This window comes from Streptomyces sp. NPDC028928 (assembly GCF_055564915.1).
In genome coordinates this window covers 341,367-353,860 of record NZ_JBVHVI010000005.1, presented here as the reverse complement: position 1 = coordinate 353,860, position 12,494 = coordinate 341,367, and the positions used below count along the sequence as shown (strand labels likewise).

General features: G+C 69.9%; 9 protein-coding genes and 1 pseudogene. 4 read left to right on the top strand and 6 right to left on the bottom strand.

Annotated features, from left to right (window positions below; translation table 11 throughout):
* Together ACZ4U1_RS14980 and ACZ4U1_RS14975 are read left to right on the top strand one after the other, a co-directional pair.
* The coding region (locus ACZ4U1_RS14980; RefSeq protein ID WP_467903342.1) for a HAMP domain-containing protein at positions 1-3,566 on the top strand (3,566 nt) is incomplete at its 5' end.
* A 91-nt stretch (positions 3,567-3,657) separates the two neighbouring features.
* Positions 3,658-6,060 (top strand): SpoIIE family protein phosphatase, encoded by a 2,403-nt coding sequence (locus ACZ4U1_RS14975; RefSeq protein WP_467903341.1) that lies wholly within the window; start codon positions 3,658-3,660, stop codon positions 6,058-6,060.
* A 323-nt stretch (positions 6,061-6,383) separates the two neighbouring features.
* On the opposite strand, the gene ACZ4U1_RS14970 is transcribed toward ACZ4U1_RS14975, so the two are convergent.
* Complete coding sequence (locus ACZ4U1_RS14970) at positions 6,384-7,157, bottom strand: hypothetical protein (RefSeq protein ID WP_467903340.1); 774 nt, start codon at positions 7,155-7,157, stop codon at positions 6,384-6,386.
* 465 nt (positions 7,158-7,622) lie between these two features.
* Here ACZ4U1_RS14970 and ACZ4U1_RS14965 point away from each other — a divergent pair, with 465 nt between their 5' ends.
* Positions 7,623-8,507: a TIGR03619 family F420-dependent LLM class oxidoreductase gene (locus ACZ4U1_RS14965; RefSeq protein ID WP_467903338.1), complete on the top strand. Its 885-nt coding sequence runs from the start codon at positions 7,623-7,625 to the stop codon at positions 8,505-8,507.
* A 203-nt stretch (positions 8,508-8,710) separates the two neighbouring features.
* Here the strand turns inward: ACZ4U1_RS14965 and ACZ4U1_RS14960 are convergent, their stop codons facing one another.
* The 4 genes and pseudogenes from ACZ4U1_RS14960 to ACZ4U1_RS14945 all read right to left on the bottom strand — a co-directional run bounded on the left by ACZ4U1_RS14960 (position 8,711) and on the right by ACZ4U1_RS14945 (position 11,486).
* Positions 8,711-9,562, bottom strand: coding sequence for a putative RNA methyltransferase (locus ACZ4U1_RS14960; RefSeq protein WP_467903337.1), 852 nt, complete (start codon positions 9,560-9,562; stop codon positions 8,711-8,713).
* 274 nt (positions 9,563-9,836) lie between these two features.
* Positions 9,837-10,290: pseudogene (locus ACZ4U1_RS14955) on the bottom strand (IS982 family transposase); the annotation flags it as partial.
* Positions 10,291-10,426: 136 nt separating this feature from the next.
* Positions 10,427-10,921, bottom strand: coding sequence for a DUF3995 domain-containing protein (locus ACZ4U1_RS14950; protein ID WP_467903336.1), 495 nt, complete (start codon positions 10,919-10,921; stop codon positions 10,427-10,429).
* 115 nt (positions 10,922-11,036) lie between these two features.
* A complete protein-coding gene (locus tag ACZ4U1_RS14945) occupies positions 11,037-11,486 on the bottom strand; it encodes a DUF6191 domain-containing protein (protein ID WP_467903335.1) in 450 nt (149 codons plus the stop codon).
* Here ACZ4U1_RS14945 and ACZ4U1_RS14940 point away from each other — a divergent pair.
* Positions 11,478-11,978, top strand: coding sequence for a WYL domain-containing protein (locus ACZ4U1_RS14940; protein ID WP_467903536.1), 501 nt, complete (start codon positions 11,478-11,480; stop codon positions 11,976-11,978). The genes ACZ4U1_RS14945 and ACZ4U1_RS14940 overlap by 9 nt on opposite strands.
* Before the next feature lie 34 nt (positions 11,979-12,012).
* Here ACZ4U1_RS14940 and ACZ4U1_RS14935 read toward each other — a convergent pair whose 3' ends face one another.
* On the bottom strand, positions 12,013-12,423 hold the full coding sequence (locus ACZ4U1_RS14935) for a RidA family protein (RefSeq protein WP_467903333.1): 411 nt from the start codon (positions 12,421-12,423) through the stop codon (positions 12,013-12,015).
* Between the last annotated feature and the right edge of the window lie 71 nt (positions 12,424-12,494).

Sequence of the window (12,494 nt, the reverse complement as noted above, 5' to 3'; positions counted from 1 at the left end):
ACCAACTCTCCGCCTTCGCCGACGAAGTCACCCGCGTCGCCCGCGAAGTCGGCACCGAAGGACGCCTCGGCGGCCAGGCCGACGTCAAGGGTGTCAAGGGCACCTGGCGGGATCTGACCGACTCGGTCAACTTCATGGCGGGCAATCTCACCGCCCAGGTCCGCAACGTCGCCCAGGTGGCGACAGCGGTGGCCAAGGGCGACCTGTCCCAGAAGATCACCGTCGACGCCCGCGGCGAGATCCTCGAACTCAAGAACACCATCAACACGATGGTCGACCAACTCTCCGCCTTCGCCGACGAAGTCACCCGCGTCGCCCGCGAAGTCGGCACCGAAGGACGCCTCGGCGGCCAGGCCGACGTCAAGGGTGTCTCGGGTACCTGGAAGGCCCTCACCGACAACGTGAACGTGATGGCGTCGAACCTGACCGGCCAGGTGCGCTCCATCGCGCAGGTCGCCACCGCCGTCGCACGGGGCGATCTGTCCCGCAAGATCACGGTCCAGGCCGAGGGCGAGGTCGCCGCACTGGCCGATGTGATCAACACGATGGTCGACACCCTGTCCGCGTTCGCCGACGAAGTCACCCGCGTCGCCCGCGAGGTCGGCACCGAAGGACGCCTCGGCGGCCAGGCCCACGTGCCGAACGTGGCCGGCACGTGGAAGGACCTCACCGACAACGTCAACTCCATGGCGAACAACCTGACCGGTCAGGTGCGCAACATCGCTCTGGTGACGACCGCCGTGGCCAGGGGCGACCTGTCGAAGAAGATCGACGTGGACGCCCGCGGCGAGATCCTGGAGCTGAAGACGACCATCAACACGATGGTGGACCAGCTCTCCGCCTTCGCCGACGAGGTCACCCGCGTCGCCCGCGAGGTCGGCACCGAAGGACGTCTGGGCGGCCAGGCCGAGGTGGAGGGCGTCTCGGGCACCTGGAAGCGGCTCACGGAGAACGTCAACGAGCTGGCCGGCAACCTGACCCGTCAGGTACGGGCCATCGGCGCCGTCGCCAGCGCCGTGGCCGAGGGCGATCTGACCCGCTCGATCACGGTGGAGGCCTCCGGCGAGGTCGCCGAACTCAAGGACAACATCAACTCGATGGTGGAGTCGCTGCGCGAGACCACCCGGGCCAACCAGGAGCAGGACTGGCTCAAGACCAACCTGGCGCGCATCGCCGGCCTGATGCAGGGCCACCGGGACCTGCCGGTGGTGGCCGAACTCATCATGGAGGAGCTGACGCCGCTGGTATCGGCCCAGTACGGCGCCTTCTACCTCGCCGAGGACGGCGAGCACGGCCCGGAGCTGCGGCTCGTCGGCTCCTACGGCAGGCCCGACGACGACGGGCGGCCCACCCGTTTCTCCTTCGGCCGCTCGCTGGTCGGCCAGGCCGCGCGCAGCCGCCGTACCATCACCGTCGACGAGCTGCCGCCAGGCTACGTGACCATCTCCTCCGGGCTCGGCCAGGCAGTGCCGACCGCGCTGATCCTGCTGCCGATCCTCTTCGAGGACCAGGTCCTCGGCGTCATCGAGCTGGCGTCGGTCACCGCCTTCACGCACATCCACCGGGACTTCCTGGAACAACTCCGCGAGACGCTCGGCGTCAACGTCAATACGATCGTGGCGAACGCCCGCACCGACGAGCTGCTGGAGGAATCGCAGCGGCTGACCGCCGAGTTGCAGGCGCGTTCGGCCGAGTTGCAGGCCCAGCAGGACGAGCTGCAGCGTTCCAACGCCGAACTGGAGGAGAAGGCGTCGCTGCTGGCGGCACAGAACAGCGACATCGAGGCGAAGAACCTGCAGATCGAGCAGGCCCGGCAGGAACTTGAGGCTCGTGCCCAGCAGTTGTCGCTGGCCTCGAAGTACAAGTCGGAGTTCCTGGCCAACATGAGCCACGAGCTGCGCACCCCGCTCAACAGCCTGCTCATCCTCGCCCAGCTGCTCGCCCAGAACCCCTCGCGCAACCTCACCCCGAAGCAGGTCGAGTACGCCGGAATCATCCACTCCGCGGGCAGCGACCTGCTGCAGCTGATCAATGACATCCTGGACCTGTCGAAGGTCGAGGCGGGCAAAATGGACGTCACCCCCGAGCGGGTGCCGCTGCGCCAGCTCATCGAGTACGTCGAGGCCACCTTCCGGCCCATGACGACCCAGAAGGGGCTGGAGTTCGCGGTCACCACCGCCGCGGGGGCGCCCGCCGACCTGCTCACCGATGACTCCCGGCTGCGGCAGGTGCTGCGCAACCTGCTGTCCAACGCGGTGAAGTTCACCGAGCAGGGCAGCGTCGAGTTGGCCATCGAGCCCGCCACGGACGAAGAGGTGCCGCAGGACGTCGTGCGCGGCGGTGCCGTCGTGGCGTTCCGGGTGCGGGACACCGGCATCGGCATTCCGGAGCAGCACCTGGAGTCGATCTTCGGGGCGTTCCAGCAGGCGGACGGCACCACGAGCCGCAAGTACGGCGGAACCGGCCTCGGACTGTCCATCACCCGGGAGATCGCGCATCTGCTCGGCGGTGCCGTGGCGGTGAACAGCGCGGCCGGCCGGGGCAGCACCTTCACGCTGTACCTGCCGGTGGCCCGGCCGGACTTCGAAGAGCTGCTCGACGCCGGTCGGCCCACCCCGAACGGCCCCAAGGGTGTGGCCGAGCTCGCATCGGCCGCCACCGCCGGCCAGACCACCGCTTCGCCGCAGCCGGCCATTCCCGAGCAGCGGACGCGCCGGCTTCTGGTGGTGGAGGAACGCCCGCGCGGGCTGCTGACCCTGGTCGCCGAGAGCGTGGTCACGGACGTGGCCCGGCACAGCCCGGACGACGGCTCCCCGCTGCCGGCGGTGGACGTCATCACCGCCGTCGGAGCGCAGGAGGCAGCGGGCGCGCTGGCCACCGAGTCCTGCCACTGCGTCGTACTGGATCTGGACATGCCCGACGGGGAGGCGGGCCGGTTCCTGCAGGCGCTCGAAGGCGACTCGGGGCTGGCGAGCGTACCGGTGCTCATCCACAGCAGCCACCGGCCAGAGGTGGCGCGGGCCGAAGCGCTGCGCTCGCACCGCGACGACGGCTCCCTGGAGTTCCTGTCCAGCCTGGACGAGCTGCGCGAACGCATCGCCCTGCACCTGGCCGCCGAAGCACCCGGGGACGTGCTCTCCCTCGTCCGGGTCGAGGACCCGCAGGACCTCGCACCGCCGGTGGACGACAGCTTCCGGGGCCGTACGGTCCTGGTCGTCGACGACGACGCACGCAACCTGTTCGCACTCAGCGGGATCCTGGAGATGTACGGCTTCCGTGTGCTGCACGCGGAGAACGGGCGCAAGGGCATCGACGCGCTGCTCGCCAACCCCGACATCGCACTGGTGCTGATGGACGTGATGATGCCGGAGATGGATGGCTACACAGCCACCGCCGAGATCCGCAAGCTGCCGCAGTACGCCGAGCTGCCGATCATCGCCGTCACCGCCAAGGCGATGCCCGGCGACCGGGAGAAGTCCCTGTCCTCCGGCGCCAGCGACTACGTCACCAAGCCCGTCGACACCCGCGACCTCATCGCCTGCGTCCGACGCTGGCTGTCCGCGTGAGCGCGCCGGTGCCACCCGCCGACTGGGCGGGTACAGCCCGGCGCGGCACGACCCGCGCCCAAGCGTCGTTCAACCGAGGAGCGTATACATCGTGAAGACGCCCGAGCAGCCACCCGAACCGGGCGGCGCCGAGCTGGGCACCGCGCCGCTGGATCTCGCGGGCGTCTCCCCCACCTCCCCCGTCGGCAGGCTGGCCGCCACGGTGGAACGGCTGCGCCGCGAGGTCCGTACCGCGCATGCGGAGGCGGAGGGCCGGGCGCTGATCGAGCTGGCCAAGGGCATCCTGGTCGAGCGGCTGGGCTGCGGTCCGGCGCAAGCCGCCCGGCAACTCTCGGAGCTGACCGAGCAGGCCAAGGTGACGCCACTGGAGTTCGCGGTGGAAGTCATCAACCAGGCCGCCCGCGACCGGGTGTCGGAGATCGCGGACGCCTTCCTGAACACCGCCGCCGAGACGCCCGCGCGCCAGGCCACCGCCCTGCGACTGCGGGCGGCGGAGAGCGGCGCGCTGGCCGCGAACGACACCCAGGACGTCGCCAACGCTCTGCTGGAGCATGCCCTGCGCCCGCTCGGCGCGGTCGCCGTGGCCGTGTGGAGCGCAGGCCCGGACGGCTCACTCACCCTCAGCGGAAGCGCCGGCTTCTCCCCCGCGGAGGCCGTCCGGTGGCGCTACGTCCCCCCGGAGGTGGCGACCGTAGCGCGCCGGGGACTGACCGAGCGCACCGGTCAGTGGTTCGAGTCGCTCGCCGACACCGGGCTGCCCACCATCGGCCGGCACATGCATCCGGCCGGCGGCCGGGTTGCGGTACCCGCCGGCACGGGGGGCCGCATCCACGGCGTCCTGGAGATCGCCTGGCCCGGGCCGCTGGAGCCACAGCCGCCGCAGATCGTCCGGCAGGTGGAAGCCCTGGCCGAGCTGTGCGCGCACACCCTGGAGACGTACACGCTCCACCAGGGCCTCGGCCAGGACCCACGGATCCTGCCGGACGCCGCCGAGCTGATGGACCTGGCCGATGGACTGCACGACCCCGCCCTGGTGCTGGTGCCGCACATCGACGGCTCCGGCCAGCTGGTGGACTTCCGCATCCAGTACGTCAACAACCGTTTCCTGGACCCCGCCGGCCGGCCCCGCGCGGTGGTCAGCGGGGCGCTGCTCCTCGAGGCGTACCCCATGGCCGCCGGGAAGAGCGAGCTGTTCCAGCGGGTCGAGCGGGTCTACGCCACCGGCGAGCCGTTCCGGGGCCGCCGGATGCGTCTGACCGCGCTCGTCGACCAGGTGCCGCTGTCGGCGGTCGCGGACATCAGCATCAGCCGGCACGGCAACAGCGTGCTGCTGATCTGGCGTATCGAGGACGAGACGGCGCGGCTGGCGAGCCTGCTCCAGCACGCCCAACGTCTGGGCCGTATCGGCGGCTTCGAGGAGAACCTGCTCACCGGTGAGATCACCTGGAACGACCAGCTGTTCCACCTCTACGGCCGGTCCCCGGCGAGCACGCCCGTACCGCTGGAGGAGCTGCCCGCGCACGCGCACCCGGACGACGCGGTGGCCCTCGGCCGGTTCTTGCGGACGCTGCTGCACCGCCGTCGGCCGGCCTCCGCGGCCTTCCGGCTGCAACGCCCCGACGGCGTGACCCGGCACATCCGGGTGGTCGCCGAACCGGCCCTCGACGCCGACGGCCGGCTCTTCGTTGTGCGGGGCGCCTACCAGGATATTTCCGCCCAGCACTGGACGGAGGTGGCGCTCGCCGCCACCCGGGACCAGCTCGCCCACACCGAGCAGCAGGCGACTGAGCGCAACCGTCTGACCCTGCAGTTGCAGCACGCCATCATGCCTCCCGCGCAAGCCCCCCTGACGGTGCCCGGTCTGGAGGTCGTGGTGCGCTACCGGCCGGCGGAGACCGAGCATCTGGTGGGCGGCGACTGGTACGACGCCGTGGTGCTGCCGTCCGGGCTGGTGCTGCTGTGCGTGGGTGACGTCGCAGGCCACGGCATCGAGGCCGCCACCAGCATGGTCGTTCTGCGCAACGCGTTGCGTGGCCTCGCCGTGACGGGTGCCGGGCCGGGCCAGCTGCTGTCCTGGCTGAACATCGTGGCGCACCACTTGACCGGAGGGGTCACCGCCACCGCGGTGTGCGCCCTGTACGACCCGGATCATCGCAGCCTGCGCTGGGCACGGGCAGGCCACCTCCCGCCCGTACTGGTCCGCGGACGGGAGGCGGCCCCGCTGCCGTTGGTCAAGGGCCTGCTGCTGGGCGCACTCCCCGAAGCCGTCTACGAGGAGGCTGAGCTGGAATTCGCGCCGGAAGACATGCTGCTGATGTACACCGACGGGCTCATCGAGCGCCGGGACCGCTCCGTGGAGGAGTCCCTGACGCACCTGCTGACCACGGTCCGTACCGCGCCGAAGACCCTGGACCAACGGCTCGACCGTCTGCTGACCTACAGCAGGTCGGACACGGACGACGACACCTGCGTCGTCGGCATCCGCGTGACGTAGCCGCGACTCAGGTCACCGGGCGGGCTCCGGCAGAGCGCGCTCGAGCGACCCATCGCGATCGTGGGAGGCGGCCGGGGAACGGGCGGGCGCCGAGGCCCTTCTCCAGCAGGCCGTCGACGCCGGCCCCATCGGTGCCCTGGCATTTTCCAGAAGCGGATCGCCGCTCTGGTGGCGATGCCCGGCTGCTTGTCGCCATGGATCGCCTGCCCTCTGGAACTCCCTCCGGAACTCCGGAACTCCGGTAAGCCATTCGAGACGATGGCGGCCGACCGGCCAGGGCCCGGCGGGCAGGCGACGGGGCCGGCCTGTGGGGACCGGCCCCGCTAGCGGCGCCGTGGAAGCGGTGGTTGGTCAGCTGCCGATGATCTGGAAGCTGAAGGGGCGGTCGCTGTGCAGGCCGTGGGAGTGGCCCGTGGTGATGACGGCGCGGTTGGAGTCGACGGCGACGTGGGCGTTGTCGAGGGTGGACCAGTCGTGGTCGGCGTCGGAGATGTTGGCCGTGGCGCTGGGCGGTGTGCGGAAGGGCCGCTGGAAGGTGATGACGTAGCGGCCGGTTGCCTCCTTCTCGCCCAGAAGTCGCCGCTGCCGTTGTGGAAGGCGCCGTCCGCGCCGACGTTGCCCCAGATGATGCGCGTGCCTGCGCCGGAGCCCGTGCCGGACCCGGGATCGGGGATGCCGCCGGTGCGGGTCAGGTGGGGGCCCTGGCCGTAGTCGTCGCGCAGCCAGATCCGCTTGTTCTCCGCAACGTGCTCGAGGTCGAGGTTGTCGAAGATGTGCTCGTCCTGGCCGGGGTTGACGGTGACGATGGCCCGCTCCAGGCACCAGCCGTCGGCGCCGAGGTAGCGGATGTAGGCGGGATAGCGGTCGAGGTCGGCCGTGGTCAGCTGGGGCCTGCGCGGGTCGTTGTACGTAGCGTTGCTGACGTTGGCGTCTCGCCGAAGACGAACTCCTGGACCTGGCCGGTCTGCAGGTCGTCGCCCGGGTGTCCGGGCGAACTCGCGGCCGGCGACGCCGAGGTAGGCCCTGCCGCCGACCGCGACGGCCGAGGGGACGTCCGCGGTCCAGATCTTGGCAACGATCTTGGTGATGTCCGCCATGAGGGGTTTCCTTCCGGTGTCCTGCCGCGGGCACGTTCAGGGGAGCCCGCAGCTGTGAAGTGGTGATGACGCCACGGCGTGGTCGGAGCGGCTTCGCGATGCCCGGCGGTCACTGGGCGGTCGACTGCCGCCTGTGCCATCCCGTCACTTCGGCTGGTTTCGGCACCAGCCGGAAAGGAGAAAGCGCACGCGCGCCCAACCGCTGCCGCCAGGCCGGACACGGAAGCGAACTCGCCGCCTCCGACGCCGCTGCCCATCACAGACACGCCACCCACGAACACATGACGCGGCGGCATCGAATCGCCCGGCGGCGTCGGCCTGCGTCACCAGCCGAGCCCGCCCACACGCCAGAGCTGCTGGCAAAGACCGGGGATGAAAGCGGGGTGGTGCGGGAGTTGGGTGTGGGGACAGGGCGATCAGTGATCGCCCGTACCCGTCCCTGGACCGCCACCGAAAGGCAAACAGATGTCGCTGCGCCTCGGCGTCTCCCTGCAACCACGATGGCCGCGCGACGACGGCGGAGCCGCCGTGCTCACAGCCGCCCGCCACGCCGAAGACCTGGGCTTCGACCACGTCGCGGTCGGCAACCGCCTCCTGGACAGCGGTTTCGGCCTCGACACCGACCCGCTCATCCTCCTGGCAGCCGTCGCAGGAGCCACAACACGCCTGCGGCTGCTGACCTCAGTCCTCGTCGCGCCGTACTACCCGGCCCTGGTCCTCGCCAACCAGGCGGCCACCCTGGACGTCGTCTCCGGCGGCCGCCTGATCCTCGGCGTCGGCACCGGCTGGAACCCCGAGGAGTTCGCCGCCGTCGGCGTACCCGCCCGCGAACGCGGGGCCCGCACCGACGACCACCTCGCCGCCGCCAAAACCCTGTGGACCCAGCGCCCCGCCGACTTCGACGGGCCGTTCACCACACTCCACGACGCACACCTGGGAGTACCCCCGGTCACCGCCGGCGGCCCGCCCGTGTGGATCGGCGGCCACAGCGACGCCGCCCTGCGCCGCATCCTGCGCTTCGGCGACGGCTGGTACGGCACCGGCACCCACCCAGAGGAAGTCACCGACATCCGTCGCCGCCTACGCGACCTCGCCGGCACCCAGGACACTGACCGGCTGACACTCGCCTCGGCCGCATTCGTCACCTCACCCGGAATCCCCTCGGTCGCTCCCCCACCCGGACGGCCACTCGGCGGCCACACACCCACCACCGCAAGCATCATCGACGACCTCCACCAGCTCGCCGAAGCAGGACTCACCACCTGCACCCTGTGGCTGCCCATCGCAGCCGAACACCTCAACGAAGCCATGGAATGGATCGCAGCCGAGATCGCACCACAACTCACCTGACACGTCAGGCGAGAACACAACCAGGACGCTCAGCGTTTCCACACCTCTGCCAGGGGCGGTGCGGTACCAGTAGATGATCCCGTCCATGATGCGACGGTGGTCGGCGAACGGCCGCCCTGCCCTTTCCCGCGTTGAGGAGAAGGCAGGGCGCCAGGCGTGCCCACAGCTCGCCGGCCAGCAGGCGCATGCGCGCCCGCTCGTGGTCACCGAGGCTGATAGGCGGTGGCCAGCACGGAGACGGTGACCTGAGCGGGCAGAAGGCCGTCATCGCTGAGGTCTGCGCGGCTCATGTGGCGTGCGCTCGGCGTCATTGCCACCAGGTCCCAGGCATCCGACTTGGCCAGGCTCGCGGGGTACTCGACCTGTTGGGTGACGACGGCCTCGAAGAAGGGGTTCAGCGCCCGGTGCAGGCGCTGTTCTTTGGCCGGGTCGATCGTGACCATCGCAGGCACTCGACCGCGCAACTCGGCCAGGTGCCGGTCGGTGGGACGGATCACGATCAGCCGGCCGGACGGGCGCAGCACGCGGTGGAACTCGGCCGGGTTGCGCGGGGCGAACACGTCCAGCACGACATCGGCCACCCCGTCGGCCAGCGGAAAGGGGCGGAAGACGTCCCAGGCCACCGCGGCGGCTCGGTCGTGGGCACGGGCCGCCGAGCGCAGCGCGCGCACCGATGTGTCCAGACCCAGACCACGGGAGCCGGGCAGCTGATCGAGTACGCCGGCCAGGTAGTAGCCCGTGCCGCATCCCACGTCCACGACCGTGGCCTGCTCGGACACGGCGTCGGCCGCCAGGCGGGCCCCGGCGTGGCGGATGGGCGCGTAGGCGCCGGTGGACAGGAACCGGCCCCGGGCCTGGGCCATGGCTGCGTCGTCGCCGCTGGTGGCGCGGGTGCCCGTCAGCAGGCCGGCGTAGCCGTGGCGGGCGATGTCGAAGGTGTGACCCGCCGGGCACCGCAGTGCGCCGCGGCCGGGGTGCAGGCGGCGCGTACGGCACGTCGGGCAGCGCAGCAGATCGAGGAACAGTTGGAGGGCAGGGGGAAGCGACACAGGCACAAGGCACTCCTGGCACAAGGGGTGAGGGGAAGAGACCGTGCCTGCACGCGCGTTCAGAGCGTCACTGCCTCAGGGAGGAACACGCAGCGTCGGTAACGTGGTTCACGCAGCAGGCACACCAAGGAGGGCGACGCCGTTCGGCATCGCCTCAACGCCTTCCGATCACAGGAAGCAGCAGTGCGGGGTGCTCATGAATGCCACGCCATGAGTCTACGAGTGGAGGCGGCCCGCCGCATCCCCAATTGCGACGACAAGGCCTTGACCACGGCCCTGTTCAACCCTGTTCAAACTGGAAGCGCCCCTGTTCCCCTGGTGTGACCGGGGCGTTGGTCCTGTGGTTGCGCCAGATCGCGGCGGCCATGGCGAGAACGCGCTGGGCGGAGCGGACGGCGACGTCCTCGAAAGTGCGGCCGCCGCCGTGCTGTTCGAGGACCAACTGGCCCTTCAACGCGTCGCACGGACACCATCAGCTGCTGCACCGACCTCTGCAGGCTCTCCCCCGGCCGCTTCTTCTCGCGCGTGAACCAGGGCCGCAGCAGGCTGATCCCGCGCATCGCGAGATCGCTCTCGAACTCCTTGGAGGCGAAGCCCTTGTCCTTGATGATCAGCAGACGCGAGCGGCCAGCGACCAGGTCGGCGTCGTCGAGCATCGCCTGCAGAACCTCGCGCTCGTCCATCTTGGGGCCGGCCAGCACCCACAGGATCAGCATGCCGACCGAGGTGCAGACGTTCTTCTGGGACCTGACCACCCCTCGGCCTGTCTCCAGCTCGTCATTGATCTTCACGTACAGTGCAGCCAGCAGGGTGTTCAGGTCGTGCGTCACACAAGGGTCTTGGACAGACTGCTCGTGATCCCGACGTCATTCAGGCGGTTCCGCTACTCGAACCCTGCGCTCTTCCGAACTCGCGAGCGGACAGGCCGAAGACAAGACCGCCGACCAGGAACCAGGGATTCCACAACACCAGCGTCCACAGCCGCTGTTCCGGGCTTACGTCTGCCTCCTGACCCGCGGTGTCGATCAGCAACAGCATCTCGACAGCGACGCCGCGCACCAGCAGTACAGCGCAAACAGACCAGCCCAGAGCCTTGATCAGCCGTCCCGCCAGGCGATGGGGCCGCGGCCGGGCGAGAAGCCGTCCCAGCACCCCGCCGACAAGGCACAGCACCCCCACACCCCACAGGCCCACCGCCACGAACCACGCCGGGCGTTCCTCGGCCAGGGGCCCCGCCGAGACACTCAGACCCCGGTTGCCGCCCAGCGCCCAGTAGAAATGAAGCGCGGCGAAAGCGACCGCCCAGGCGCACGCGATACGCCCCCACACCCCCGCCGTTGTCCTGTTCTGCCGATCTTCATGCATAGCGAGGAGCATGCCACTGCTGTCGCACGCCGGCGTGAGAAAGGATGCGGATCCTTCGGAGGGATGCCGCCTCGGACTCACAGCTGCCGGGCAGATGAGCTTGCCATGGGGCTCCTCAGGGTCGCTGCGCACCGCCGCGCGGCCGGTGAACGCCCTCGCGGTCGGGCGGGAGGACGATGCGGGCCGTGCCGCCGGCCAGGTCGATACGGGTGTGCGGCGGGGCGCCATCGTCCTGGTCGTCACGGCGGTTCGCCTCATGTTGCTGCTGCTCTGTCTCGATCGATTTGTTGCCGTTGAATACCAGGTCGAATTCGTTGAACGCGGACCCCGTCAAGGGGCGTTGCTCAGGACCGCGGCCACGGTGAAGGACGCTGCGCCGCTTGAATCGCCGCATCATCAACTCGGCCGCGCCGCAGACGAACAGAAGAAGGGCCAGCGCCGGAAGTGCGGCGCCCCACATAGCCAGCATGCGAGAGAAACGCGGCGCCTGTGCCGGAAGTTCCCGTACTTTGGTTCGAACCCAGTACGCCCGCTCTTCAGTTAACCGTCGCAGGCGATCGAACACATCCGACTTGATCGTCTAGCTCCGCGCCCCGGTCGGCGAGATGCACACCGACCGCTACGTTCCCGTGCATCCGCAGCGGAAACGCCTGGTGAGCACGCTCACGGTGCAGCGCGATCTCCAAGCGCTGCTGGAGGCGGGTGCCCCAGTGCGTTTCACCACCGGGCGGGGCGGCGGCTGGTCGATCGACCCGGCGATGACCCTCCCGCCGATCCGCTTCACCGCCGAAGAGGCCGCGGCGCTGGTCGCCACGCTCGCCGTCGCCGACGCCTCCGCCCAGGACTGCTCACCGCCGACGGCAAGTGGTACCTCATCGCTTGGTGCCGCACACGGCAAGCCGGTCGAGGCTTCCGACTGGACCGCATCACCGCAGCGGCCCCGACCGATGAACGGGCGCGACCCCTCGACCTGGCCGACTTGCTGCTCGGCTCCGCCGCCGCCAGCGCGGTACAGCCCACCGCGCTGGCTTCACTCACCCCCCCCCCCCCCGCATGACCACCGGAACTACTCGTCCAGGGGAGGTCGTGCCTCAGCGAATGAGACCGATCGCCTCTATCTCGATCATCCACTCGGGATCGGCGAGTGAGGAGACCTCGACGAACGACTCCGCGAGGTGCGGCTTGTCCGGAAAGTATTCCGCGCGCAGTCTGGCGAACACGTCCTGTTGCGTGATGTCGGTGACGAACACCGTCGCCTTGACAGTGTCGGCGAGGCTGGAGCCCGCGTTCGTCAGTACCGTGGACAGATTCGCGAGCGCCTGACGGGCCTGGGCCTCGAAGTCCCCCACACCGACCGTGGTCCCCTCGGCGTCGATCGGGGCCTGTCCCGATGTGAAGACCAGGTTCCCGACCCGGATGCCAAGCGAGATGCCAGCCGACTCGTACCAGTCGGGCTCCGCGGAAACACGCACACGTTCGACGGCGGGCTGCGTAACGGACATGTCGATGACACTCCCTCAAAGTTCGTCAGTGAAGCCGAGTGTCGTGATCGCCACCCGACGTGACCCACACT

Excerpts from the sequence above, each read along its gene's own strand:
- ACZ4U1_RS14950 (WP_467903336.1), bottom strand. The coding sequence starts at position 10,921 with ATGCATGAAGATCGGCAGAACAGGACAACGGCGGGGGTGTGGGGGCGT.
- ACZ4U1_RS14935 (WP_467903333.1), bottom strand. The coding sequence starts at position 12,423 with ATGTCCGTTACGCAGCCCGCCGTCGAACGTGTGCGTGTTTCCGCGGAG.
- ACZ4U1_RS14970 (WP_467903340.1), bottom strand. The coding sequence starts at position 7,157 with ATGGCGGACATCACCAAGATCGTTGCCAAGATCTGGACCGCGGACGTC.
- ACZ4U1_RS14965 (WP_467903338.1), top strand. The coding sequence starts at position 7,623 with ATGTCGCTGCGCCTCGGCGTCTCCCTGCAACCACGATGGCCGCGCGAC.